Here is a 23,794-nt window from a genome sequence, read left to right as displayed (position 1 = left end):
TTCTATCTCGCACCAATTAACGTTTGTGAAGTGATATAGTCTACCACCGCCTCAAAGTTACCATTTTGTTCGTAAACAGCCAATTGCCTGTCTGCGCCAGTCCCATGTTCCAGGATTTTGTGTACATAATTGATGTCATCCCTGCAGCCCAGTTCGTCTACCACATCATCTACGAAGTCGAGTAACTCAAGAACAAGATTTCTGCAGTTTACCTCCATTTCTTTTCCAAAATCAATCAGATTTCCATCGATGCCATACCTTGCAGCACGCCATTTGTTCTCATTAATCAATGCTCTGGAGTAGCTGATGAACTTCATGTTTTGCAAACGTAGTTTATATAGCTTTGCACAGAGGGCCTGGAACAGCGCAACAAATGCCATCGTTTCATCGATCAGCATCGGGCAATCGCAAATTCTAAACTCGATGGTTTCAAAGAAAGGATGCACCCTGATGTCCCACCAGATCTTTTTCGCATTGTCAATACTATTGGTTTTGATCAATAGTTTCACATAGTTATCGTAATCTTCGATGCTGTTGAAGATATCCGGAATCCCTGTTCTGGGGAATTTATCGAATATTTTAGTCCGGAATGACTTGTATCCCGTATTCCTGCTCTCCCAAAATGGAGAATTGGTAGACAGGGCAAAGACATGGGGTAAAAAATACCGGACCTGATTGGCAATATGAATGGCCAGCTCTCTGGACTGAAAGCCAACATGCACATGGAGGCCAAAGATCAGGTTAGACCTTGCAGCTTCCTGAAGTTCGTTTACGATCTCGCTATAGCGCGGATGCTCTGTAATCAGCTGCTTTTCCCAATGTGAAAATGGGTGTGTACCGGCAGCGCCGATGCGTAAACCTTGTTCTCCTGCCAGTTGAGATACCGTATATCTCAATTGAGAAATCTCTGCACGGGCCTGTTCTGTATTTTTACAGATTCCCGTACCTACCTCTACCACGGCCTGATGCATTTCTGCCTTTACCTGATCCTTGTGTATTTTTTGTGCTGCCTCCACAATCTTCTGATCGTGTGAAGTCAGTTCGCGTGTTACGGGATCGACCACCATGTACTCTTCCTCTACACCAAGCGTAAAATCGTTCATCATATTAGCTGTTGAATTGATGCCTTGTTATTTTTTTGTTGTACTTGCTTTCTTTGCTTTTGCCGGAGCTTTTTTCGCTGCTGCTTTAGGTGCTGCCGTTGTTTTTGCTGCTTCTTTAGCCTTTGCCGCCGGTTTTGCTTTTCCAATCAGTGGAACATCATTTGCAGACGTCTTGACGTATTCGCCCCAGGTCAGGTTGTCCTGCCCCTCCACATGTGCCTTTGCACGTTCTATCGCATATCTTGCCGATGTTTCTACTACCCAGTCGAAATTCTCCTGGCCCACACTGGTTACTTCCGCATCAGGTGCAGGATTACAGAAATCAATGGCATAAGGAATACCATCGCGAACCGCAAATTCTACCGTATTGAAATCATATCCCAGATATTGATTTAACAGGATTACATAGTCATGGATGGTTTGTAACAATTTCTCGCTTGAAGGCCCTTTTTCGACTACGTAACGTAGATGCGCCGGATTTCTAGGTTCGTATTGCATGATTTTCACATACTTGCCACCGATACAATAGCAGCGGAAATATTCATCAAAAACGATTTCTTCCTGCAGCATCATCACGGTTTGTTTCGTCTGACTGTGCTTATCAAAGAAATCTTCTTTATCATGCAATTTATATACTTCTTTCCATCCACCACCATCGAAAGGTTTCATATAGGCGGGGAATCCGGTATATTTAAATATTCCGTCCCAATCCATTGGGAAGGCAAGGTTGCTGAATGATTTATCAGTGGTATCATCAGGTTGATCATAAGAAGGAATCAACGCGGTTTTAGGAACCGGAACTCCAAGTTTTATGGCCAGTGCATTGTTGAAAAACTTTTCATCTGCACTCCACCAGAAAGGATTATTAATTACTGCCGTTCCGGTTATTGCTGCGTTTTTTAGTGCTGCGCGGTAAAAGGGAACGCCTTGCGAAATGCGATCTAAAATTACTGCATATCCCAATGGTTCTGCCTGAAATATTTTGTCAATATTCACAAATTCTGCCCTTATGTCTGGTCCTGCAATTTCGTTTACCCGTTTTACAAAGGCTTCCGGAAATGATCTTTCCTGCCCAAATAAGATTCCGATTTTTTTCATATAATTAGCGTAGTGTTTATAGGTCTTCCTGGTTTTTACGTTATCCGGCCCCTTTGTTGGTTTTCGGCCGACAAGGTTCCCTGGTTTTACTGATGTTTTGATTTGTTTTTCGAATCCCCTGGATTCCTTTGGTTTTGTTAATGATGAAACAACGAAAAGGCGTTAATGTTCTGATAAATATGCCCTTTATGAATTTACAACTGAGAGAGGTACTCCGGAAACATTTGTCGCCAGGTGGGCCAGTCATGATCTGCATTTTGCCGGATATCCAGCCAATGCCCGATGCCCTTCTCATTTAAGATCCCCGATAGCTTTTCATTGTCTCCTTTGCACATATCTCTGTCGGATGTTCCCAGAATAATTTTCATATTCCAGAGTTCCCGGTTCTGGTCATGCGACAGGTAGTCTACCGGATTATTGAAATAGACGTCGTCGTTGTAAAAGCCATCCAGTTGTCCGCGGATGTCAAAAGCACCACTCATGCTAAACATATGGCTCACGAGCCAGGGATGTCTGAAAGCGAAGTTCGCCGCATGGTAGCCCCCGAAACTACAGCCTGCAGTAATGATCCTGTCGTGTCCGGTCTCCTGCCTTGCCAGGGAAGAAACCTCTTCCAGTAACAATTTATCATACCAGATGTGGTTCTTTACCCGGTCTGCGGGATGGATGTCCTTATTGTACCAGCTTAGTTTATCGATACTGTCTACACAGTAGATCTTGATTTTTCCTGCTTCAATAAAGTGTTGTACAGACTCAATTAATTTGAAATCTTTGTTCTCAAAATACCGCCCCATACTGGTGGGAAAGAGCAGGATCGGATAACCACTTTGTCCGAAGGTCAACAGCTCAAAATCCGCGTTTAGATTATGGCTATACCATTTTTTATACTCTTCAACCATGTTGCGAAAATTAGCTGCTTTAAGGTATAAAAAACTATTTTTAAACCCAAAGGAATATTTGCATTTCTTTCTATCAATCTGCACATTAGCTGAAAAATATTGACAGTTATGAATATATTTTGTCAATAATAGTACCTTTGCAAACTATTTGTGAGAAAGGGGAAATTGCCGCATTATGTATACCACCATGTTACTTCCGGAAGTGATCAGAACTAAAAACGTGATAAAGTCTAACAGTTTAAAAAGAGAGGTAGAGTTGGAAATCTTTACTCCTGATAACCTGCTGGGAAACGAGACACTGAATCTGCTTATTTTAAACGATGGACAGGACACTGAAGGCCTGGATTTGGAAAATACGTTAAACACATTATACCGGACGAATAAAATAGAGCCCCTGGTGGTGGTTGCTGTTAAAGCGTCCAAAGACCGCGTTCAGGAATATGGGGTTGCCGGTGTTCCCGACTTTCTGGGAAGAGGTGCTTCTGCGGCTTCTTATACCGATTTTGTCATCAATGAACTGCTTCCTTTTATTCAGGGAGAAGTGGAGATGCCCATTAATGGGAAAAGGGCATTCGCCGGATGTTCTCTTGGAGGATTGACCGCGTTTGATATTGCCTGGAATAACGATAACTATTTCGATGCGGTAGGTGTATTTTCAGGATCTTTCTGGTGGAGAAAAAAGGACCTTAAAGACGGCTATACAGATGACGACAGGATTCTTCATCAAATGATCAGGCAGACAAATGACAAACCTGAACTTAAATTCTGGCTGATGACAGGCACAGAAGACGAAACTGCCGACAGGAACCGCAATTACATTATAGATTCTATTGATGATACCATTGATGTGATCAAGGGTTTGCTCGAAAAAGGATACGAGCGTCCCGAAGATATCGCCTATTATGAAATGGTGGGAGGGAAACATGATGTTCCTACCTGGTCTAAAGCAATGCCGGCATTTCTAACCTGGGCGTTCGCCAGAAAGACCTATTTATAAGATTTGCTGCTGATCTCTTCAATTTTATCGGAAGGATAAACAAATGTTCCGGGAGCATCTTCCAGCGATTTCTTTAACATTGCCGATGCGACCTTCTCAATTTTAATGCTCCTGTACTTTCGCAAACCGGAAATCAGAAATGGGTTTAAAATCTGCATTACAACCGTCATCAGGCCTTCGAGGTTGCGGCTTTCTTTTCTTTCGCCAACGAGCAGTGAAGGTTGATAGATATGGACGCTTTTAAATGGAATGGCTTTCAGATCTCTTTCTACTTCTCCTTTTGTTTTCGTATAAAAGATACTGGAAGAAGGATTTGCACCTAAGGCCGACACGAGGTGATATTGTTCTGTGCCATTACTTTGAGCAATAGCTGCCGCATCCAGCGGATACTGATAATCGATCTTTTTGTATTGTACCTGATCCGGAGTTTTGTTTTTTGTAGTGCCGAGGCAGCAGAAAACCACATCTCCCTGGATTTGCAAAGCATAATCACTCAGTTTATCAAAATCTACAACCAGCTGTTTCAGCTTGGGATGTTGCCGTTCCAGCTTTTTCCGGCCAACAATCAGCACCTCTTTATAATTGCTGTTGCTCAGCAGCTGTTCCAGCAAACTTTCTCCTATTAATCCACTTGCACCAAATAGAACTGCTTTCTTTTCCATCTATTTATAATTGTTGAGGCGTTTATCAATCCCTTTTCCGGATGATTTTGTACTGATTTTTACTGACAACAAAGTACGCATTAACGAATGGAACATCAATAGCCATTTCCAATAAAATGGTCATTACGTTTATATTATAAACGGTCTGTTATTTTTCAATATTTGCTCTTAACTAATTGATTGATATATCGATAATAAAACGTATCTTTGCGCCAAAATTTACACGCATTTTATGCAAAAAATAAGAAATATAGCTATCATAGCACACGTTGACCACGGTAAAACTACATTGGTTGATAAGATTTTACACTCTTGTTCAATCTTCCGCGATAACGAACAGTCGGGAGATTTAATACTTGACAATAACGATTTGGAACGCGAACGTGGTATTACCATCGTTTCCAAAAACGTATCAGTTATGTATAAAGATGTAAAAATCAACATTATTGATACCCCTGGTCACGCCGATTTTGGTGGTGAAGTAGAACGTGTATTGAAAATGGCTGATGGAGTATTGTTATTGTGTGATGCTTTTGAAGGTGCAATGCCTCAAACTCGTTTCGTTACACAAAAAGCTTTGGCTCTGGGTTTAAAACCGATCGTAGTCGTAAATAAAGTTGATAAAGAAAACTGTCGCCCTGAAGAGGTTTATGAGCAAATTTTCGAATTGTTCTTTAACCTTGAAGCTACAGAAGATCAATTGGATTTCCCTGTAATTTACGGTTCATCAAAACAAGGATGGATGAGTACTGACTGGAAAGTGCCTACTACAGACATTTTCGCGCTTTTAGACGCAGTTGTTGCTAATATCCCTCCTGCACCTACCAACGATGGTACACTTCAAATGCAAATCACCTCTTTAGATTATTCATCTTTCGTAGGCCGTATCGCTGTTGGACGTGTTCACCGTGGTTCAATTAAAGAAAACCAACCGGTTACTTTAATTAAACGTGACGGTAAGATTGTAAAATCAAGAGTAAAAGAATTATATACTTTCGAAGGTTTAGGAAAGATCCGTGCTACTGAAGTAAAATCAGGAGATATCTGCGCAGTGGTAGGTATTGAAGGTTTTGATATCGGTGATACTATCGCTGATTTTGATGCTCCGGAACAATTGCCGGTAATCAAAATTGATGAGCCAACAATGAACATGTTGTTCACCATCAATAACTCACCTTTCTTCGGTAAAGAAGGTAAATTTGTTACGTCTCAACGTATCAAAGAACGTCTTTACAAAGAGATGGAGAAAAACTTAGCACTTAAAGTGGTAGAAACTGAATCTCCTGATGCTTATTTAGTATATGGAAGGGGTATTCTCCATTTATCAGTATTGATCGAAACCATGCGTCGTGAAGGTTACGAACTTCAGGTAGGACAGCCACAGGTAATCATCAAAGAAATTGATGGTAAAAAATGTGAGCCGGTTGAAACCCTGATCGTTGACGTACCGGGTGAGGTTGCTGGTAAAGTAATTGAATTGGTAACACAACGTAAAGGTGAATTGCTGATCATGGAGCCTAAAGGAGATTTACAACATTTAGAGTTTGAAATCCCTGCACGTGGTATCATCGGATTAAGAAATAACGTATTAACTGCTACTGGTGGTGAAGCGATTATGGCACACCGTTTCAAAGCTTATGAGCCTTGGAAAGGAACGATCCCTGGAAGATTAAACGGTGTATTGGTTTCTATGGAAAAAGGTACAACTACCGCTTATTCAATTGATAAGTTACAGGATCGTGGTCGTTTCTTCGTAGATCCGGGTGTTGATGTTTATGAAGGTCAGATTATGGGTGAGCACATCCGTGACAATGACTTGGTAGTAAACATTGTTAAAGGTAAAGCTTTAACCAACATGCGTGCTTCAGGTACAGATGACAATACACGTATTGCTCCGGCAATTAAATTCTCTTTGGAAGAGTGTATGGAATATATCCAGGCTGACGAGTACATCGAAGTTACTCCGGTAAGCATGCGTTTACGTAAAATCTACTTAACTGAAGGTGAACGTAAAATAAAAGGTAAAAACTTCTAGTCCTTTCGGATCAGAAAATACGAGCCCGCAGGTCAACACCTGCGGGCTTTTTCTATTTGTAAGTAATATTCCTCAAACCCTCTTTTCCAGCCCTCTTTTTTCTTAATTTTGCCCCCTTAATACAAGATAATATGGAATCATTGAAGGGAAAAAATGCCATCATTACCGGTGCCGGAAAAGGAATCGGACGTGCAGTTGCGATTGCTTTGGCACAGGAAGGCGTGAACATAGGCTTAGTAGCAAGAACGGAGTCTGACTTACAAAAAGTGGCGGCAGAATTGACGCAATACGGAGTTAAAACGGCAATCGCTACGGCAAATGTAACCGATATTGACGCTGTGAATGTGGCCGTTGATTCGATAAAATCTTCATTGGGTGCCATCGATATCCTCATCAACAATGCCGGAATCGGTGCTTTTGGTTCTTTCATGGAACTGGAACCGGAAAAATGGGAAGAGATTGTTAAGGTGAACTTATTTGGCCCTTATCACGTGACCCGTGCGGTTCTTCCGGAGATGATCGAAAGAAAAGCAGGAGACATCATCAATGTTTCTTCTACCGCCGGTAAAAATGGTGCGGCAGTAACCAGCGCCTACAGCGCTTCTAAATTCGGCCTGATCGGAATGTCTGAATCCCTGATGCAGGAAGTGCGCAAACACAACATCCGTGTGAGCACTTTAGTGCCGAGTACCGTCTCAACAGATATGGCAAAAGACCTTAAATTAACAGATGGAAATCCTGACCGCGTGATGCAGCCGGAAGATTTTGCGGAACTTGTAGTTGCACAGTTAAAGCTGAACCGCAGGGTATTCCTGAAAGAAGCTGCATTGTGGTCTACAAACCCTTAATTCAGCGTTAAAATCCTATAAAGAATCCCCTGAATCCCTAAGGACCTCAGGGGATCATATTTATTGTTCTAGTTTATTTTCTTAAACTTCCAGAGCTGTGCCTGTGAAAGACTCAGGGTACCCATTTTTACCGCTGCATTATCAGCTGCAGAAGTATCCTGTACATCCAGGCTGATTTTCCTTGCACTTGCCGGAATCAGTCTGAAATAACCATCGGTATAAGCAGGTACAATTTGCCACAATTGATTGCTTCCTGAACCCGAAGTATATACGATCACATTCGCCCCTGCAGCAGTCGAACCTCCTTCTACATCAAGTGATTTGCCCGTATTATTTCGAGGAACAAGCTTATAGAATCCGTCTCTGACATGACTGATCTGCCAGCGTTGATTCAGTCCGTCATCATCCGTTTTGATCGTTACACTGCTGTTGTTCGCTGCTACCTGAAGATTTTTTCCTGCAGCATGTTGAGGTTCTATCTCATAAATTCCAGCCTGAATGTGTGTGCCCTGGTTGTACTTGTAATTGGTGCTCAAACGATCTCCTGCAGAGAGCTGTGTGCGTTGCATATTCCATCCTGTTCCATCTTTCCTGGTCATTACGCCTCCCGATGGATAGATCATGATAGACGTATAATCAAAAGGACCAATACCAAAAGCCGATGGTGCAGGAATGTATTGAGAATTCGTGGTATTCACATTGATAAACAAATCGCGGTCAGGACGGCGCTGCTCGTGATGCAGGCCCAGCGCATGACCAATTTCATGTGCAATTGATCCTACAGGAAAAGAATCCGTATCTACAGATATGATCTGGGCGCCCCCTTTTCTTCCAATGGAATTACTAAAAGCAGAACCATCACTGTTCTCATTCAATTCTATATAATCCGGAGTATTGGCATCAGCCAGGATAAACTCGAAATCAAGACCTGGTACGGTCCAGAAGGCCGTTGCCCTGATCCAGCGCGCTTTAAGCGTGTCGGAGATTCCCGTTGCAAACTTGTAGTAAACCTTCCTGTTGGTCCATAGCTTCCCGTCTACAGCACCTTCCGTTGATGGTTTTCCGGCAAGAGATACGTCTTCCGGATTTAAGACGATATCATTGGCAAAGAGGTATTTTCCGTTTTCGATTTCCAGCAGGTCTACGAGTTCTCCATGATAATAGGCTTTTACAGTAGTCCCGGTGGTTTTGGGCTGATAAACTTCTGCTTTAAGTGCTTTCGAAAAGCCCGGAGCAGTGACGTTCTGCTCTGAATCATTAGATTTTTTACAGGCAATAACACTGGCGCTGATAAAGACAGCAGCAATTAATTTTTTAAGATGACTTTGGTTCATAGGGATGATTTTTAGGTTGATATCAGTAATGATACCTAATCCCTGATACTTAAATATGCAGCGGCAGACTTTTGTAAGTTTCCGATACTGTTTTGTATTAAAAGTATATTTTTTAAGAGCCTAGTCCTGGGACGACAGGTGTTGGAATGCTGAAGCTGCCCTGTACCGATAGGAAGGAAGCCGGTTTTCTTTAAAAATCTTTGATTTATAGATCCATTGGTAACTCAGTAAAGCGCAGCCAGTTCCGATCAATGCACCAACAATAACATCTTGTAAAAAATGTTGGGCAAGGTAGATGCGGGAATAGCCCGTGAGTACCGCAAAGCACAGGCAATAGAGAGAAATGTTCTTTTTCTTAAAAACGAGTACCATTACCGTAGCCAGAGCAAAGGCCGAAGTGGTATGCCCTGAAGGAAATGAATTTGAGCCATGCAGGTTTATGCCATCGACAAAAAAGGGATAATTAAAACCAGTCTGTTCAAAAAAGGCAGCGGGCCGGGGCATCTGGAATGTTCTCTTCATGATTTGAGCAATCAGGCCTGAGCTTAGAAAAGCAGCCAGCAGTATAACTGCTTTTTTTCTCTTTCTCCACAAAAGCAGCACGATAACCACCATCAGGCTGAAAAGTCCGTCACCAAAGTTGGTGACCAACATAAAAAAGCGGTCCAACCACAGCGGATGATAAAGATTGAGCATCAGGAAGCCTTCAGTCTTGGAAAAACAGCAGTTAAAAACAACAGCCAGCAAAAGAAGAAGAAGGACAAGGCCGAAATAGCAGGGGAATCTGAGAATTCGTTGTAACATGGAGCGATCGATATTGCTTTAATTCAAAAGTAGGGGAGCAGTATAAATTTGGCGTTAAGGGAATGTCATTATTTTGTCATGGGTAACTGTGGCCTTCTTAGTCAAATAGAAAACGAAAGTAGGCATCGGGGTTATCCAGAAAGCTCTTTGTCAGTTGGTAATGCTCGGTGTCTTTATAGCCGATTTCTTCCAGTCCGGATGTTCCGAAATTATAAATCGTAGATTCAGGATAACAAAGGAGCATAGGAGAGTGGGTGGCGATGATGAATTGTGCCCTGCCGGATTGTTCCAGTTTATTGATGATCGACATAAAAGTCATCAGTCTGTTGGGAGAAAGGGCTGCTTCAGGCTCATCCAGAATATAAATGCCCCGGCTGAATTGATTTTGGAACAATGACAAAAACGATTCCCCATGGCTCTGCTCATGAAGGGATTTACCGCCATAGGCGTCTAATACATCCGGGTCCTCCTTAGCAATCTCATCAATGTAATCTGCAAAATTGAAAAAGCTCTCTGCCCGCATGAAAAAGCCATTGCTAATGCGCTTTGGTGTCCAGCCAAGGGTAATGGATCCGCTAAGTGGTGTATGGTAACCATTATAGTCTTCGCTGATTTCTACATTATGATTACGGTTTCCTCCACGCAGGCTAAATCCGCATTGATCTGCGATGGCCTCTAGCAGGGTGGATTTACCGGAACCGTTTTCCCCCACAAAGAAAGTCACATTGTCGCGTAACCTGAGTGTTAACCCTTCCTGAAACGCGGGGATAGAAAATGGATAATCCGCGATCCCGGTTTTGGGTAAGGTGATATGGGATAGAAAAGGCATAATTAATCATTGGTTCTGCGGTGGCGAATGTAATATTGCGCCAGGTTGATGGCAATGAAAATATGGTTGATCAGATTTGGAACCAGGCCGTAATATTTGGTAAAGATCTTGAAACGTTCTTTAAGGCTGGCGAGGTGCTTTTTCTTCGATACACCGCCAACCAGGTATTTAGCCACATAGCTATGGGTATTCACAATGCTTGAGGCATTCTTCGCCGCCCTGATGATCCAGTCGATATCAGAACTGTATTTATATTCCAGGTTGAACGGTTCTGCCAGGCTGCGTTTCACGTAAATTGCCTGGTGACTGATGCTCATGCCATATTTAAAACTCTGCCAGTCGAAATTCTCCGGCGAATGATGTCTCCTTTGTCCCAGACTTTCCCATTGCTCGTTAAACATCTCTGTTTCGCCATAATAGATGTCTGCAGCGGCTGCGGTATCAAACACTTCTGCCACCGTTACCGGCGCATAAATCTCATCTCCGGAGTTCATGAATAGAACATAATCCCCTGTGGCAAGGGAAAGACCTTTGTTCATCGCATCATAAATTCCCTTATCCGGCTCTGAAATGAACTGGGCAAGTCTGGATTTATATTTATAAATGATGTCTTTTGTGCCGTCAGCGGAAGCTCCGTCAATCAGAATGTATTCTATATTCGGATAGGTCTGATTCAACACAGAAAGCATCGTGCGCTCAATATCCTTTACATTATTATAAACGATGGTGATGACACTTAGCTTTGGTTGCATGGAGGTAAAATCTAAATCTAAAATTAACGCGGCTGTAAATTAATAAGGGACTGATACAATAATAAGTGTTTTTCTGCAATAACGTCTTCAGAGAATTGAGTTAAAATCGTTCTTCTTGCTTCTTTCTGAATATCAGGCGCATTTTCATCGTGATATAACCACTCTATTCCCGTGGCAAGATCTTCAGAAGATTTATATTCCGCGAGGTAGCCATTTTCCAGGTGCTTCACCATATCCGGAATCCCACCTGTTTTAAAGGCCACCACGGGCGTTGCACAAGCCAGGCTTTCCATAACAGTGTTGGGCAGGTTATCTTCCAGTGAAGGGGTGATAAATACGTCTGCGGCAGAATAGCACTTTGCCAGGTGTTCGTCATTGCTGATGGTTCCCAGAAAAGTGGTTTTAAAAGGAAATTCCGGCATATCGACATTGTCTTTATTGCCGAAGATGACCAGTTCAATATTTTCCTTGACGATTCCAGGTCTTGAGGCCAGATCGTTCAAAGCATCGATGAGATAAGAGGTTCCCTTATGTTTATCATTCTTGGAGGGCATAAAACCACTCATCATCACAAACTTATCGGGGTTGATTTTTAACACTTTTTTCGCTTCCGATTTTACATAAGGTTTAAAGACTTTGGTCTCAATGGTGTTTGGAATAACAGTAATGCCACGGGTTCCCAATAAGCTGCTCAATTTTACAGATTCGGCCATCCAGTTACTGGGCGCTACAATATGGCAGTTCAGTTCCGAATAAGCCTTTTTCTTGCGCAGCCAGGTTTTATGGGAAAAATCATCCTTTCCGCTGAACTTTAGCAATGGGCAGCAACCACATTCCTTGTGGTAATTTTCGCAGGAATAGCGGACATGACAACCACCGGTAAAAGCATTGCTGTCGTGAAAAGTCCAGACCACCGGTTTCTCCAGTTCATCGATCTGTGCCAGAAACTTTGGGGATAAAAAACCATGGTTAATCCAATGTAAATGGATAATATCAGCTTCTTTTACCTTGGGATGTTTGATCACAGAACGGCCAAACCATTGCAATGAAAAAGGAGTTTTTACGGCTTTTGCGAAAGCTTTGGATAAGTAACGCTCGGAAAGAATATTGAAAACCGCCAGTGCCCTCCGGAAAGGTCCCTTGCTAAAAGTATCTGTGAGCTTACTTTCCTTAAACTGAAAATACACCACCACATTCGAATCGACGTCATTCGCTTTCAGCGCATCACTTAAGCGCAGACAGGCCCTTCCGGCGCCCCCGTTCCCTTCATATGTATTTAAGTGTACTACCTTCAATTTATCAAAATTATCTATTATTGTGAACCATTGTTAAATTCTTATGTATTTTCGTTGGTTTCTATCAAAATTTAATAAAAAGATGTTGTTTTTTGCAACACTGAATTTTTTTCAGTGTCATCTGCCGTTGATAGCCCTATCCATGGGATAAAAATAGCTAAAGTACCACGAACATATTCTTTTAAAACAGCATAATAGAAAAAACATTGTTTGTATGCCGATAAAATTAATTTAAAAATCGAAAGAATCCTAAGCCATACCCCTAAACAGAACCAAATATATACAATGAAACCATCATAAGCATACCTATTACAAAAAGCAATGAACATGCTTATGATAGCTTCATTACCATTAAAAAACAATTATGTACTGATGAAAAAAGTTTTTTACGCCTTTACCGCTGCCTTACTGCTTTCTAATATGGTAGCCACGGCTCAAAATGAGCCCTATTTTACAGCATATCCTGCGTTGACGCCTGATGGTCAGACCGTGGTGTTTAGCTATGAAGGAGACCTTTGGAAGGTTCCTTCCGCAGGAGGTGCAGCTACCCGGCTTACTGCTATGCCTGGTAATGAGATCAGCCCCAAAATCTCTCCGGACGGAAAATGGCTGGCTTTTTCGGCTAACCAGTTTGGAAACAACGATGTATACCTCATGCCACTTGCCGGAGGACCGGTAACACAGCTCACTTTTCATGATGCCTCAGATGAGGTGGAGAGCTGGAGCTGGGATTCCAAATCCATTTATTTTACCTCAGGGCGGTACAATGGCTATACCGCTTATAAAGTGGGCGTTGCCGGAGGTACCGCAACCCGGCTTTTTGACCATTATTTTAACCTGATTCATAACGTAGCAGAAGCACCCAACGGGGAATTGTTTTTTAACGATACCTGGGAGAGTAAAAATGCAGCCAACCGGAAGCGTTATAAAGGTGCCTTTAACCCGGATATCCAGTCCTGGAACCCAAAAACAAAGACTTATAAACAATATACAGACTATAAAGGCAAAGACCTCTGGGCAAGTGTCGATAAAAACGGCAATGTCTTCTTCGCCTCAGATGAATGGAACGATGAATACAATCTGTATACTTTTAAAGCAGGAAAGAAAACAAGGCTGACTGATTTTAAGTCGGCGATTAAGCGACCTGTAGTGGCGGCATCAGGAAATAAAATAGTGTTCGAGAGAGATTATCAACTTTATCTATATGATGTGGCAACTCAAAAATCAGAGAAAATCAACATCAGCATTTCCAGAAATAATATTTTAGCCAAAGAGCAGGAATTTGATGTGAGGGCTGCCATTAGCGCTTTTGACCTGTCGCCGGATGGTAAAAAACTGGCATTTATCTCCAGAGGGGAGCTGTTTGTGAGTGATGCAGAAGGGAAATTTGTTAAAAAGATAGAAAGAGGAACGCCGATAGCAGAGCGCGCAATGGAAGTAAAATGGCTTTCTGATAACAGGACACTGGTTTTTAACCAAACCTACAAAGGTTATCAGAACTGGTTTACCATTGCTGCCGATGGAAAAGGAACACTGAAACAGCTCACAAAAGACAATAGAAATAACCGGGACATTGCTTTCAATAAAGAGCGGAGCCAGGCAGTTTATTTAAGCGGCAGAGATGAAGTCCGGATGCTCGATCTTAAATCGTTGGAAAGTAAGACCGTAGTTAAGGACGAGATCTGGGCGTTCTCAAATTCTTCGCCTTCTTTTTCGCCTAATGGAGAATACCTGCTGTTTACCGCTCGCCGCAATTTCGAAGAGGACATCTTCGTACACCAGATTAAAAACAATAAAACCATTAACCTGACCAATACAGGTGTTTCCGAAAGCGCTCCGGGCTGGTCGCCGGATGGAAAGTACATTTACTTTGTCAGCGCAAGAACCAAACCGTCCTATCCTTCCGGAATGCAAAACGGACATGTCTACAGAATGGCTTTGGAAGAATATGACGAGCCTTACCGCATCGATAAGTTCGATGAACTGTTCACAGAGAAAAAAAAGGATAAGCCTGAAGTAAAAAGTATGGCTAAAAAAGATACGGCAAAAGCATCGCCTTCATTGATGACCATCAATACCCAAAATATCATGGACCGGATAGAGCTTCAGGGGCCCTCCTTCGGAAGCCAGCAGGGAGTAGAGGTATTTGCAAAAGGAGATAAAACCTATATGTTCTTTTACTCTGATCATGAGTCCGGTACCGGCGGAACTTACCGGACGGTAACAGAGCCTTTTGAAAGCCCTAAAACAGAAAAAGTAACAGAAGGATACGGCAGCATGGTCGAAGCAGGTGGTAAATATTACACTCTGGTACGCGGGGTGATTAATAAATACAACCTGGAATCGAACAAATTAGACCGTTTAGACATTGGCTTTAAATTTAACAGAAACCTGAATGAAGAATTTAATCAGATGTTCTATGAGACCTGGGCTGGTGTAGAGGAAAACTTCTACAATGAAACTTTTCATGGAATCGACTGGTTAAAGACGCAGCAGGAATATGCAAACTACCTCCCATACCTGAATAACCGCAATGACCTCCGCATTCTTCTAAACGATATGCTGGGCGAATTGAACTCCTCACACCTGGGCTTTGGCTCTGCCGGTGCAGAAGAACGTAAAAGTTTCAATTATGCTACCAATGAAACCGGAATCATTTTCTCTGATACCGATCCTTTTAAAGTAGAACGGATTGTAGCGAGAAGTAATGCCAGACATCTGGGGGTTGACCTGAAAGCAGGTGATGTGATTACAAGTGTAGATGGCACCAAAGTTGACAAAGCAGCCGATCGTGATGCTTATTTTACTTCGCCTTCCCTCGGACAGGAAATGACACTTACCGTAGAACGCGCAGGGAAAACCATCCAGACCAAAGTGCATCCTCAAAGCTCCGGTACATTGCGCAATAACCTGTACGATGAGTGGATTACTAAAAACAGAGCACGCGTAAAACAGCTGGGCAACAACCGGATCGCTTATACCTATATGAAAAATATGGGAACAGCTGAACTGGAGAGTTTCCTGCTGGATATGGTGGCTCAGGAAAACAATAAAGAAGGCATTATTCTCGATCTGCGTTACAATACCGGAGGTAATGTTCATGATGAAGTTTTAAAGTTCCTGGCACAAAGGCCTTACCTTCAATGGAAATACCGTGGTGGTAAAATGGCTCCGCAAAGTAACTTTGGCCCTGCTGCCAAACCAATCGTGTTGTTGATCAATGAACAGTCCTTAAGTGATGCCGAAATGACGGCTGCGGGATTCAAAGAATTAAAATTAGGTAAGATTATTGGTACAGAAACCTATCGTTGGATTATCTTTACCTCCGCTAAAGGACTGGTCGATGGTTCATCGTACCGTCTTCCTGCATGGGGTTGTTATACCCTGGATGGAAAAAATATTGAAACTGAAGGGGTAGCTCCTGATATTTATGTGAAAAATACATTCACCGACAGACTGGAGGATAAAGACCCTCAGCTGGAACGTGCAGTATCAGAAATACTAAAAGATTTAAAAAAATAATATGGACAACCTGTTAACGGACAGACAGTTTTGGGTGAATTATTGGGAGAACAAGACCGATTTGTCGGTTAACATTCCGTCAAACTACCTTTTTCATAAGGAACTGGGAGAGATCATCAGTAAGCAAGGAGTAAAAACAGCAATTGAGTTGGGTGGTTTCCCTGGATACTATGCGGTATTCCTGAAGAAATACTTCAAACTTGATGTGACCCTGCTTGATTATTTTGTCCATCAGCCGGTAACCAATGCTTTACTCGAAGCCAACCAGTTAAAGGAAGCAGATATTCACATTATAGAGACTGATTTGTTCAATTATCAGCCGGAACAACAATTTGACCTGGTCTTGTCCTGCGGACTGATCGAGCACTTTAACGATACCGCCGACATCATCAACAGGCACATTGCATTTGTTAAACCGGGAGGTACCTTACTGATCACACTGCCCAATTTTAAGGCATTGAACGGTTGGTTTCAAAAGACTTTTGACAGGGAGAACTATGATAAGCATAATATTGAATGCATGGATCCGGACTTGCTCGCCAACATCTGCAAACAGGCAGGTCTGGAGCTGGTTCAATCCAGGTACTTCGGGCATTTTAGCCTTTGGCTGGAAAATGAAAAGCAGAAGCCCGCAGGTGTTCGCTTGTTAAAGAAAACCGTATGGCTGGCAGGTAAAGTATTTACCAAGGTTTTTCCTTTCAACTCCAGACAGTTGTCTCCTTATATCATTTTGGAAGCAAGAAAAGTATAAATACAGAATCACCCTATGGGGAAGGAATAGAACTTAGCCTAAACGTTGTTTTAGATATCTTTTAAGCCTTTCCCATAGATTTCCTTTCCTGGTCGACAGGAATTCCTTAATCGTCTCGTAGGCGGCTTTATTTTCCTTTATTTCAGCAGGGTACTCACTGATTGGCTTAGGATTGATGATCACATTGTAGATGTCATTGATTCCGGAATGAATTCCCGTTCCGTCATGCCCGATATTGTTGACCAGAGATTGTGCAGGATTCAGTGTCAATCCCCCCTTCAGAAAGATCGAAGCATACCATCGGATTGCCCAGGAATTGTTTTTCCCCTTCTTGAAGTCCTGCATTTGTTTCCAGAAATTCATTTTATGCTCAATAGAAAATGCAGCTCTCTTTTTGGCATCAAATTGTGCCATCAGCGTATCGATATTGGGCTCAAAATGTTGCCATGCCCGATCCCAGGTAGCCCATCCCCAACTGGTGGCAGCACGGTAAAAAAAGGATTCGGGAATGTTGTTTTCCTTCAGGGGATACATGTAAGCACCAATGTGCATCACCTGATCTTCCTTACGGTAGCGGTCTAAAGCCTCATTAAAATAAGTCAGCGTATACGGGGAAGTAATGAGGTCATCTTCCATCACGATCACTTGTTTATAGTCCTTTACCAGGCGGCTTACCCCGGCAATCACCGAATTGGCCAGACCCATGTTTTCTTTGCGCTCAACCACCTCAACAGATTTAAATCCATCAATATTTTTAAGCAATTCGCGTACTTCCAGCACCTTGGCTTCATCTTCCGCAGATTTAAAACCATCTGAGAAAATGAATAACCTGCTTTCTGAGGCCAGTTGATTCTGTTTAAGGAATTTTATGGTGCGCTCAGTATGCTGCGGTCTGTTATAAACGAATAATGCGATAGGTGCAAAGGTTTGCATATTTAGAAGATCTCCAGGTTTTGGGTTGACTTTTTAGTAAGAACGGTATAAGCATTTCCAAATTGTTCCCGTTTGTTTTTTCCTAAAATGGCACCCAATAAGTTCTTGATCCTGTATTCCAGCTCAATTCTTAAAGTTTTGAACAGGCTTTTCGGTGTTTTTTTCACCTGGTATTCACAGAATTTAATGGTTTCTATAGGGGTAAGAGAGGTTTTGTCTGCCTCCACGGAAAGACCTTCACTCTGTAAGAGAAAGCGGATCAGGGTAGGCGTATACATATTGATATGCCCGTAGTTCAGGAAATGCTTCATGCGTTGATCCACCCCAAAACGATAGTCTAAAGGAACTTCAATCACCAGATATTTAGCCACCCTTTTTAGTTCACGAAGCAATATCCGCTCATGTTCTACATGTTCCAGCACATGGGCAAGGATCACCAGATCAAAGCTGTCATCAGCATAAGGAATGTTATAACCGTCAAAGCTGCTGACCTCTTTTAAACGTTCCAGCTTCCGGTCTCTGATCAAAGAAACACCGCTATCTGCGATTTCAAGGGCATAAAGTGCTTCTCCGAATTTCCATTCATTGAGGTAATGTAAAATACTGCCATCTCCGGCACCCACCTCCAGGATCTTTTTTGGCTGAATGCCCTGGCAGACCTCTATCAGGTTTTTTGCTTTGGATTTTGCCCCAAGCATGCGCCATTCTACATCACTATCGGTGTAAAAATCATTATAGGAAGCAACGAGGTCTTCTGTGATTATGGCCATTTTTTTATTAGTCTTTTATACCATCAATAATCAGTGAGGAATAACCCAAAGGTTCATTAAACCTTTTGTCGAACCTCCTGGACCTGAGGATGTGACCATCTTCGCTTTTCCAGTCTACAAAGTGAAACTGACCATGTTCATTGTAATATTCTAAAAGCTGAACCCGGAACCCGGCATCTTCCAGTACCTTTGTTAACAGGTGATAATTGTATAGCAATTTATGATCCTCGGCTCCTTCACCGTGTCCTCCGGGCTTTACCATATCAATATAGTCCTGGTTCGGATGGAAACCATCAGGTACTGCGATCCGGATGCTGCCCCCTTTTTCCATAAACTCGAAACAGTTTTTTAAGGCAATTAAGGCGTTGGCATAGCTGATGTGTTCAAAGACATGCTCTGCAAGAAATTTTGTCGCTTTCTTTTCGCCGAAGAGGTTTTGAAAAGAACTTTTTTCCAACAGATTTAAGCTTTCTATATTCGTAGGCAGCCAGTTGGGATAAGCCGTTTTCTCAGAACCGATGATGATGTTCAAAGGTGCAGATGAATTTTTTATTTTGGACTTTAACTGAATAAGGTCCAACATGTTTATTGGTTTTAATACGATTGATCTTACTACCTTTCTTAAGGACATCTGTAATGGTTATGTTGTTAATTGTCAGCAAGGGCCAGAAGCCATCTGATAGGATATTTGTCATGACCCTGGGGGTTTTCTTCCACCCGGATCATCCCAATATTTAATAGTCAAAGTTAAAATGTTAAACGCAAAAAGCTAATATATCCGTATAATTATTGATGGCGATGCTAACCGGGCTAAGATTTTAGCGTCCGGGGCCTGTTTTTGATCTTTTCCACGAGGGTGATCAGGAACAACGATTTGAGCATCATGATGCCTTGGGGCCGTGTTTTTGGAACCAGCAGGATCATAAAATTGGAAGCAAAATAGGCGATTAAGGTCGCCACAGCTGCACCCGTAATCCCATACCTCGGGATCCAGTAGATGTTTAAAATAATATTGATCAACGCACCCATTCCTGTCCGGAACAGGGATAATTTCGTATAACCTTCAGCAATTAAAAACTGGCCGCTGGCCGTCCCCAGAAAGGTAAAAATGCCGGCCCAGATGTGTATTGATAAGACATGGGCAGCGCCCCGGTACTCTGGTGTATAGAATTTATAGATCAGAGGAGAAGCGAAAGTCATGATGATGGCAATGCTCATACTGATCCATACCATGAGGTCGTACATGTTTTGCATTCTTTTCTGATAACGCTCCGGATCATCCCTTTTTGCATTCATAATGGCAGGAAAAACAGCAGTTACAATTGCTACAGGGATAAAATACCAGGATTCAGACAACTGAACGACGGTCGAATAAATTCCCTGTTCTGTAGAACCCAGATAACTCTGGATCATCAGCTGATCGATTTTCATGTAAATGGTCACCAAAATTGCGGAAAAGGCCAATGGCCATGAATTTTTTAATAAAAACTTTGCAATGCTACTTTCAAATTTCCATTGGAAGAGGGATGCGCCGTTGTTCTGGTAAACATATACATAGCCGATTGCCAGCAATACTGCATCAAGCAGCAGGGCGACAATAAACCAGCTCAGGCTCATGCCAAGCAGGATCAGCACCAGCTTGAGCGCGGCAGAGAAGAGGTTCCCGAGAACCTGAATCTTCATGATGAATTTTCCCTGGGCCCTGGACTGAAAATAACTGTCTATAATGTTAAATGCCTGAAAAACTCCGGTAAAACTAACAATCAGGATATAAGAGAAAGGAGCTGAAATCGGGTTTATTCCATTCCAGATCTGGTAAGCAAGATAGATCAATGGAAGAATCAGCAACCCTCCGGTCAGTTTTAATATAAAAGCAGTGCCCAGAAGCTGGTTTTTCTTTTCCGGATGCCTCAGCAGTTCACGGGTAACAAATCCATCCAGTCCAAGCGCAGCTGCGGCAATAAAAAAGGTGGCAAATATTAGAGGATAACCATAAATACCGAATTTTTCCGGACCAAGGTAATTACTGACCATGATCCCAATCCCGATTTTTATTCCAAGACTGCCCACCCTGGCGATCATCAGCCAGCCGGCATTTTTAGCATATTTTTCTATCGCTCCCTGATCAAAACCAGGAATACTTGGGATTTTCATCAGTATGTATTTGTTTTTTTTTCGATCTTTTGATTGATTTTTAATGGTTCTTAAGAGCTCCTGAACTCGGTTTTGCAGTTATAAAGCAATCATGATCTTGAAATACATCTCTTTGTGTGACCTGTAAGATCATGATGGTTTCATTCTTGTTTGACCTTGCTTAAATTAACTTAAAGGTGCACCAACAGCAATTGCGCAGCTATGGCCCGGTTGCCCGTGTGCAGGGTTTAGTCTCACTTCCTTCTGATTGGCAGGAACTGAAGGGGCCGTTACTGCAGGAGCATTTGCCGGAGCCGCCGTAACTGGTGCCGGGCCTGTTGCAGCAGGAGCAGGCGTATTATTCTTTGCATTCAAAGGAGCGCCTACGGCAAGTGCACAATCATGATAGGGTTGTCCATGAGCAGGATTATGTGTCGGTTTTTCTCCTGTGGCCGCTACCGGAGCCGGAGCCGAAGGAAGACCTGCGGGGGTTGGCGTGATCACGGACTGCGTTTGTTTCGGACTGGAATTACAGGCAGAAAGCGCCACAACAATACAACTGATATACAGAATCCTTTTCATAATCGTATTTTTTGTTCTTTTAATACAGATAAAAGATAGACAAAGATGTGAAATTAGTTGGGTTATCTTTGATAGGATTGCTCAATCCTTCGTAATTGTTGCAAATGATGGTTCAAATGGATTCCAATAAATCTCAGCCATTGGAAAGCATTTAAATAACCAAGCTTCGGATGTAGCGTTTTAAGCGTTTTATCGGCATTTTCGATCTTTTTTAAAGCGGGATCCAGTTCCAGCAGAAATTGATCTATCAAGGCTGTGGCCTCGGCTTTGCTGATTTTCTTCAGCCTTTCTGCCAGCCTTTTGGGTGCTTTATATTTCTTTCCCGGAGGAAGACTGCCAAAGAATAGAATCACTTTCACGATAAAGGCAGTTGGTTTTCTTTCCCCTTTGCCGGATATGGTATTGGTCATTTCCATCAGAGAAAGTATGCTGGCATCAAAAATATGAAAGTAGACCTCGCTGTACGACCAGCCTCCGGTAGGGGGGCTGAGCAAAAATGTTTCTTCATTAACCTGATCCAGCCGGCTGCGGTAGCTGGCTACGATATCCTGAATTTTTTTATAGTCTTTGGCAGTACCCATCTATGAGAAATATTATTGTTTGCTGATCCATTTAATCATGTCTTCCTGTGCAAACAGGGACATCAGTGCTTTAGGTACCTTGATGTAGTTTTTATGATCGGTAACATAAGGATACGCAAAATGTGCGATATCGATCTTTTCTTCATCAAAAGGGAAGGCTTTCATTAAAACGAGCAACTGATTGGTCGTAATCATTGAATTTTTTAAAGTAGTTTTTGCCAATGCCAATTTGTTTTTCGGAAACATTTCATTGTTGATAACCGTCATCGCATCTTTAAACTCTTCGTCGGTCATTGCCTCTGTATATTCGTATCCGGTTCCGTTACTGGCATAACTCCTGTCCCAGTCGTCCAGCGCATACTGTCCACGGTCAAATATCGGTAGGGTAACTACATTGCGCAATCCTGATCTTTTGGAATAACTGACAATCATCCGGGTATTTGGAGCAACATTGATCCTTCGGCGAAACAGCTCAACACTGTCTTTCTTCACCACAAGCGTTGGAGAATTTCTATAGACATCATAAAAGCGGAAACGGCCTTTGGAAGATCCTGCAAAATCTTCATCCAGGTAAACCACATAGTTTCCACGTTCAGGAATTTCGACGAATACTTCTGAATTACCACGGTTTTGCCCAAAAGTAAGGGCGGTTTGCAGCATAACGGCAAACAGTAAAACTAATCTTTTCATAAGGTTCTTTATTTGTGTGTATTTTGGGAATGCGAATCCCATACCAAAAAATATCGTCTTTAGAAATGATTTAGTAATTCTTCCAGATGTGTGATTTGCCAAAGCACATCTTCGGGCTTTTCCTTGTTCATTGGGTTGAAGTAAATGGCTTTCATCCCATAGTCCTGAGCACCACGAATGTCGGCTTCCAGGCTATCACCAATCATAATGCTTTCTTCTTTCTGAGCCGCAGCTTTTTGTAATGCATATTCGAAAATGGCTTTGTCGGGCTTATTAACACCTACATCTTCCGAAATGATGACATTCGCGAAATAAGGATTTAAGCCTGATTTATCCATTTTGGTTAAGGTACTTTCTTTAAATCCGTTGGAAATAATATGTAAAGTGTATTTCTTTTGAAGGTAAGTCAATACTTTCTCAGAACCTTCAAATAAATTGGTCCTGGTAGGGGTAAGCCGTACATAATCGTCTTCAAATTGAGACGGAATGTGAGAAGGCTGTATGCCTAACTGGATAAAAGTTTTACTGAAACGCTCAGATCTTAACGTTTCTTTCGTTATTTTTCCTAAATGGTATTCTGCCCAGAGCAATTGATTGTTTTCTGTATAAGTATCGATAAACTCCCGGGAAGAGCGGAGCCCAAGGGATTCCAGTTGATACTGAGCATATAATTCGGTAAGGGTTTCTTCGGCATTTCTGTCAAAATCCCAAATGGTATGGTCTAAGTCGAAAAAAATATGTTTAATCATTATTCAAGGGGGTTATGCCGGATCAATACCTGGAGGTAATGAACACGAGTGCCGCAAACATAAGCACAATTAATACTTTCAGGTATCGGAGAGTTCTTGTGGCAATGGTATATTGTCTTTTGGCGTTTTCAGGGGTAATAGCGGTCAGGTAATTAAAATATTGTGGAAACAGGTTCGCTACACTGAGCAATACATACAAGGCAGTGCATACCGTCAGAAGCTGATACAGATCAGATTTAGGGCCGAATGCATTGGGTTTTCCGTTAATGCTGAAATGTGTTGGAATGGAATCCGCGAATCTGGAATAGGCCACCAATACATAGATCCATCCTGCCAGCAGGACCAGGAGCCCAAAGGCCTCAACCCCTTTGTCGAATATGGAAAGCTTAAGTTTGATGACCGGTCTTTTTGTGTTACTCATATGCTC

The 23,794-nt window shown here is 42.3% G+C and carries 24 protein-coding genes; 6 read left to right on the top strand and 18 right to left on the bottom strand.

Features of this window, described 5'->3' with window-relative positions; translation table 11 throughout:
* Window positions 1–2: 2 nt before the first annotated feature.
* From DBR43_RS24230 to DBR43_RS24220, 3 genes are all read right to left on the bottom strand, one after another.
* The gene (locus DBR43_RS24230; protein ID WP_124585689.1) at window positions 3–1,106 is read right to left on the bottom strand and encodes a carboxylate-amine ligase; all 1,104 of its coding nucleotides are present in this window, start codon (window positions 1,104–1,106) and stop codon (window positions 3–5) included.
* 24 nt (window positions 1,107–1,130) lie between these two features.
* A complete protein-coding gene (locus tag DBR43_RS24225) occupies window positions 1,131–2,201 on the bottom strand; it encodes a RimK family alpha-L-glutamate ligase (protein WP_124585687.1) in 1,071 nt (356 codons plus the stop codon).
* A gap of 194 nt (window positions 2,202–2,395) precedes the next feature.
* Window positions 2,396–3,100 carry an esterase family protein gene (locus DBR43_RS24220; protein WP_124585685.1) on the bottom strand — a complete coding sequence of 235 codons (705 nt, stop codon included), beginning with the start codon at window positions 3,098–3,100 and terminating at the stop codon, window positions 2,396–2,398.
* A gap of 175 nt (window positions 3,101–3,275) precedes the next feature.
* On the opposite strand from DBR43_RS24220, the gene DBR43_RS24215 reads away from it, so the two are divergent.
* On the top strand, window positions 3,276–4,097 hold the full coding sequence (locus tag DBR43_RS24215) for an alpha/beta hydrolase (RefSeq protein WP_124585683.1): 822 nt from the start codon (window positions 3,276–3,278) through the stop codon (window positions 4,095–4,097).
* Here the strand turns inward: DBR43_RS24215 and DBR43_RS24210 are convergent.
* Complete coding sequence (locus tag DBR43_RS24210; protein ID WP_124585681.1) at window positions 4,088–4,759, bottom strand: NAD(P)H-binding protein; 672 nt, start codon at window positions 4,757–4,759, stop codon at window positions 4,088–4,090. The genes DBR43_RS24215 and DBR43_RS24210 overlap by 10 nt on opposite strands.
* Before the next feature lie 232 nt (window positions 4,760–4,991).
* Between DBR43_RS24210 and typA the strand changes: the two genes are divergently transcribed.
* Window positions 4,992–6,794: a translational GTPase TypA gene (gene typA, locus DBR43_RS24205; protein WP_073238721.1), complete on the top strand. Its 1,803-nt coding sequence runs from the start codon at window positions 4,992–4,994 to the stop codon at window positions 6,792–6,794.
* 131 nt (window positions 6,795–6,925) lie between these two features.
* Window positions 6,926–7,642, top strand: a complete 717-nt coding sequence (locus tag DBR43_RS24200; RefSeq protein ID WP_124585679.1) for a 3-ketoacyl-ACP reductase — start codon at window positions 6,926–6,928, stop codon at window positions 7,640–7,642.
* Window positions 7,643–7,710: 68 nt separating this feature from the next.
* Here DBR43_RS24200 and DBR43_RS24195 read toward each other — a convergent pair whose 3' ends face one another.
* On the bottom strand, window positions 7,711–8,976 hold the full coding sequence (locus DBR43_RS24195; RefSeq protein WP_124585677.1) for an RICIN domain-containing protein: 1,266 nt from the start codon (window positions 8,974–8,976) through the stop codon (window positions 7,711–7,713).
* Window positions 8,977–9,096: 120 nt separating this feature from the next.
* A complete protein-coding gene (locus DBR43_RS24190; protein ID WP_158622589.1) occupies window positions 9,097–9,630 on the bottom strand; it encodes a phosphatase PAP2 family protein in 534 nt (177 codons plus the stop codon).
* 24 nt (window positions 9,631–9,654) lie between these two features.
* Between DBR43_RS24190 and DBR43_RS33460 the strand changes: the two genes are divergently transcribed.
* A complete protein-coding gene (locus tag DBR43_RS33460) occupies window positions 9,655–9,777 on the top strand; it encodes a hypothetical protein (protein WP_255420978.1) in 123 nt (40 codons plus the stop codon).
* Between the two features lie 100 nt (window positions 9,778–9,877).
* Here the strand turns inward: DBR43_RS33460 and DBR43_RS24185 are convergent, their stop codons facing one another.
* From DBR43_RS24185 to DBR43_RS24175, 3 genes are read right to left on the bottom strand one after another with little or no spacing between them, the layout of a single operon-like run.
* Window positions 9,878–10,609: an AAA family ATPase gene (locus DBR43_RS24185; protein WP_124585673.1), complete on the bottom strand. Its 732-nt coding sequence runs from the start codon at window positions 10,607–10,609 to the stop codon at window positions 9,878–9,880.
* Window positions 10,610–10,611: 2 nt separating this feature from the next.
* Window positions 10,612–11,361 (bottom strand): glycosyltransferase family 2 protein, encoded by a 750-nt coding sequence (locus DBR43_RS24180; RefSeq protein WP_124585671.1) that lies wholly within the window; start codon window positions 11,359–11,361, stop codon window positions 10,612–10,614.
* A 23-nt stretch (window positions 11,362–11,384) separates the two neighbouring features.
* Entirely contained in the window at window positions 11,385–12,656 is a 1,272-nt protein-coding gene (locus DBR43_RS24175; RefSeq protein WP_124585669.1) for a glycosyltransferase family 4 protein, read from the bottom strand.
* A 372-nt stretch (window positions 12,657–13,028) separates the two neighbouring features.
* Here DBR43_RS24175 and DBR43_RS24170 point away from each other — a divergent pair, with 372 nt between their 5' ends.
* Together DBR43_RS24170 and DBR43_RS24165 are read left to right on the top strand one after the other, a co-directional pair.
* Complete coding sequence (locus DBR43_RS24170; RefSeq protein WP_124585667.1) at window positions 13,029–16,178, top strand: LpqB family beta-propeller domain-containing protein; 3,150 nt, start codon at window positions 13,029–13,031, stop codon at window positions 16,176–16,178.
* Between the two features lies 1 nt (window position 16,179).
* A complete protein-coding gene (locus DBR43_RS24165) occupies window positions 16,180–16,929 on the top strand; it encodes a class I SAM-dependent methyltransferase (RefSeq protein ID WP_124585665.1) in 750 nt (249 codons plus the stop codon).
* A 33-nt stretch (window positions 16,930–16,962) separates the two neighbouring features.
* On the opposite strand, the gene DBR43_RS24160 is transcribed toward DBR43_RS24165, so the two are convergent.
* The 9 genes from DBR43_RS24160 to DBR43_RS24120 form a co-directional block, all read right to left on the bottom strand.
* Window positions 16,963–17,862, bottom strand: a complete 900-nt coding sequence (locus DBR43_RS24160; protein WP_124585663.1) for a glycosyltransferase — start codon at window positions 17,860–17,862, stop codon at window positions 16,963–16,965.
* Between the two features lie 2 nt (window positions 17,863–17,864).
* Window positions 17,865–18,632 carry a class I SAM-dependent methyltransferase gene (locus tag DBR43_RS24155; RefSeq protein ID WP_233603191.1) on the bottom strand — a complete coding sequence of 256 codons (768 nt, stop codon included), beginning with the start codon at window positions 18,630–18,632 and terminating at the stop codon, window positions 17,865–17,867.
* A 7-nt stretch (window positions 18,633–18,639) separates the two neighbouring features.
* Window positions 18,640–19,215, bottom strand: a complete 576-nt coding sequence (locus tag DBR43_RS24150; RefSeq protein ID WP_233603190.1) for a hypothetical protein — start codon at window positions 19,213–19,215, stop codon at window positions 18,640–18,642.
* A gap of 227 nt (window positions 19,216–19,442) precedes the next feature.
* On the bottom strand, window positions 19,443–20,786 hold the full coding sequence (locus tag DBR43_RS24145) for a flippase (protein WP_124585659.1): 1,344 nt from the start codon (window positions 20,784–20,786) through the stop codon (window positions 19,443–19,445).
* A 165-nt stretch (window positions 20,787–20,951) separates the two neighbouring features.
* Window positions 20,952–21,347, bottom strand: coding sequence for a hypothetical protein (locus DBR43_RS24140; RefSeq protein ID WP_124585657.1), 396 nt, complete (start codon window positions 21,345–21,347; stop codon window positions 20,952–20,954).
* Between the two features lie 62 nt (window positions 21,348–21,409).
* A complete protein-coding gene (locus DBR43_RS24135) occupies window positions 21,410–21,928 on the bottom strand; it encodes a DinB family protein (protein WP_124585655.1) in 519 nt (172 codons plus the stop codon).
* Window positions 21,929–21,940: 12 nt separating this feature from the next.
* Window positions 21,941–22,618, bottom strand: coding sequence for a DUF4476 domain-containing protein (locus tag DBR43_RS24130; RefSeq protein ID WP_158622588.1), 678 nt, complete (start codon window positions 22,616–22,618; stop codon window positions 21,941–21,943).
* Window positions 22,619–22,677: 59 nt separating this feature from the next.
* On the bottom strand, window positions 22,678–23,367 hold the full coding sequence (locus tag DBR43_RS24125) for a YjjG family noncanonical pyrimidine nucleotidase (RefSeq protein ID WP_124585652.1): 690 nt from the start codon (window positions 23,365–23,367) through the stop codon (window positions 22,678–22,680).
* 22 nt (window positions 23,368–23,389) lie between these two features.
* The gene (locus DBR43_RS24120) at window positions 23,390–23,788 is read right to left on the bottom strand and encodes a DUF1648 domain-containing protein (protein ID WP_124585650.1); all 399 of its coding nucleotides are present in this window, start codon (window positions 23,786–23,788) and stop codon (window positions 23,390–23,392) included.
* Between the last annotated feature and the right edge of the window lie 6 nt (window positions 23,789–23,794).

The organism is Pedobacter sp. KBW06 (assembly GCF_003852525.1).
Classification (GTDB): domain Bacteria; phylum Bacteroidota; class Bacteroidia; order Sphingobacteriales; family Sphingobacteriaceae; genus Pedobacter.
The sequence above is the reverse complement of the archived record's forward strand: the minus strand, read 5'-3'. Positions and strand labels throughout refer to the sequence as shown.

Bases quoted from the DNA above. Each gene is read 5' to 3' on its own strand.
- DBR43_RS24230 (WP_124585689.1), bottom strand. From the start codon at position 1,106: ATGATGAACGATTTTACGCTTGGTGTAGAGGAAGAGTACATGGTGGTC.
- DBR43_RS24225 (WP_124585687.1), bottom strand. From the start codon at position 2,201: ATGAAAAAAATCGGAATCTTATTTGGGCAGGAAAGATCATTTCCGGAA.
- DBR43_RS24220 (WP_124585685.1), bottom strand. From the start codon at position 3,100: ATGGTTGAAGAGTATAAAAAATGGTATAGCCATAATCTAAACGCGGAT.
- DBR43_RS24215 (WP_124585683.1), top strand. From the start codon at position 3,276: ATGTATACCACCATGTTACTTCCGGAAGTGATCAGAACTAAAAACGTG.
- DBR43_RS24210 (WP_124585681.1), bottom strand. From the start codon at position 4,759: ATGGAAAAGAAAGCAGTTCTATTTGGTGCAAGTGGATTAATAGGAGAA.
- typA (WP_073238721.1), top strand. From the start codon at position 4,992: ATGCAAAAAATAAGAAATATAGCTATCATAGCACACGTTGACCACGGT.
- DBR43_RS24200 (WP_124585679.1), top strand. From the start codon at position 6,926: ATGGAATCATTGAAGGGAAAAAATGCCATCATTACCGGTGCCGGAAAA.
- DBR43_RS24195 (WP_124585677.1), bottom strand. From the start codon at position 8,976: ATGAACCAAAGTCATCTTAAAAAATTAATTGCTGCTGTCTTTATCAGC.
- DBR43_RS24190 (WP_158622589.1), bottom strand. From the start codon at position 9,630: ATGTTGGTCACCAACTTTGGTGACGGACTTTTCAGCCTGATGGTGGTT.
- DBR43_RS33460 (WP_255420978.1), top strand. From the start codon at position 9,655: ATGATAAAGATTGAGCATCAGGAAGCCTTCAGTCTTGGAAAAACAGCA.
- DBR43_RS24185 (WP_124585673.1), bottom strand. From the start codon at position 10,609: ATGCCTTTTCTATCCCATATCACCTTACCCAAAACCGGGATCGCGGAT.
- DBR43_RS24180 (WP_124585671.1), bottom strand. From the start codon at position 11,361: ATGCAACCAAAGCTAAGTGTCATCACCATCGTTTATAATAATGTAAAG.
- DBR43_RS24170 (WP_124585667.1), top strand. From the start codon at position 13,029: ATGAAAAAAGTTTTTTACGCCTTTACCGCTGCCTTACTGCTTTCTAAT.
- DBR43_RS24165 (WP_124585665.1), top strand. From the start codon at position 16,180: ATGGACAACCTGTTAACGGACAGACAGTTTTGGGTGAATTATTGGGAG.
- DBR43_RS24160 (WP_124585663.1), bottom strand. From the start codon at position 17,862: ATGCAAACCTTTGCACCTATCGCATTATTCGTTTATAACAGACCGCAG.
- DBR43_RS24155 (WP_233603191.1), bottom strand. From the start codon at position 18,632: ATGGCCATAATCACAGAAGACCTCGTTGCTTCCTATAATGATTTTTAC.
- DBR43_RS24150 (WP_233603190.1), bottom strand. From the start codon at position 19,215: ATGTTGGACCTTATTCAGTTAAAGTCCAAAATAAAAAATTCATCTGCA.
- DBR43_RS24145 (WP_124585659.1), bottom strand. From the start codon at position 20,786: ATGAAAATCCCAAGTATTCCTGGTTTTGATCAGGGAGCGATAGAAAAA.
- DBR43_RS24140 (WP_124585657.1), bottom strand. From the start codon at position 21,347: ATGAAAAGGATTCTGTATATCAGTTGTATTGTTGTGGCGCTTTCTGCC.
- DBR43_RS24135 (WP_124585655.1), bottom strand. From the start codon at position 21,928: ATGGGTACTGCCAAAGACTATAAAAAAATTCAGGATATCGTAGCCAGC.
- DBR43_RS24130 (WP_158622588.1), bottom strand. From the start codon at position 22,618: ATGAAAAGATTAGTTTTACTGTTTGCCGTTATGCTGCAAACCGCCCTT.
- DBR43_RS24125 (WP_124585652.1), bottom strand. From the start codon at position 23,367: ATGATTAAACATATTTTTTTCGACTTAGACCATACCATTTGGGATTTT.
- DBR43_RS24120 (WP_124585650.1), bottom strand. From the start codon at position 23,788: ATGAGTAACACAAAAAGACCGGTCATCAAACTTAAGCTTTCCATATTC.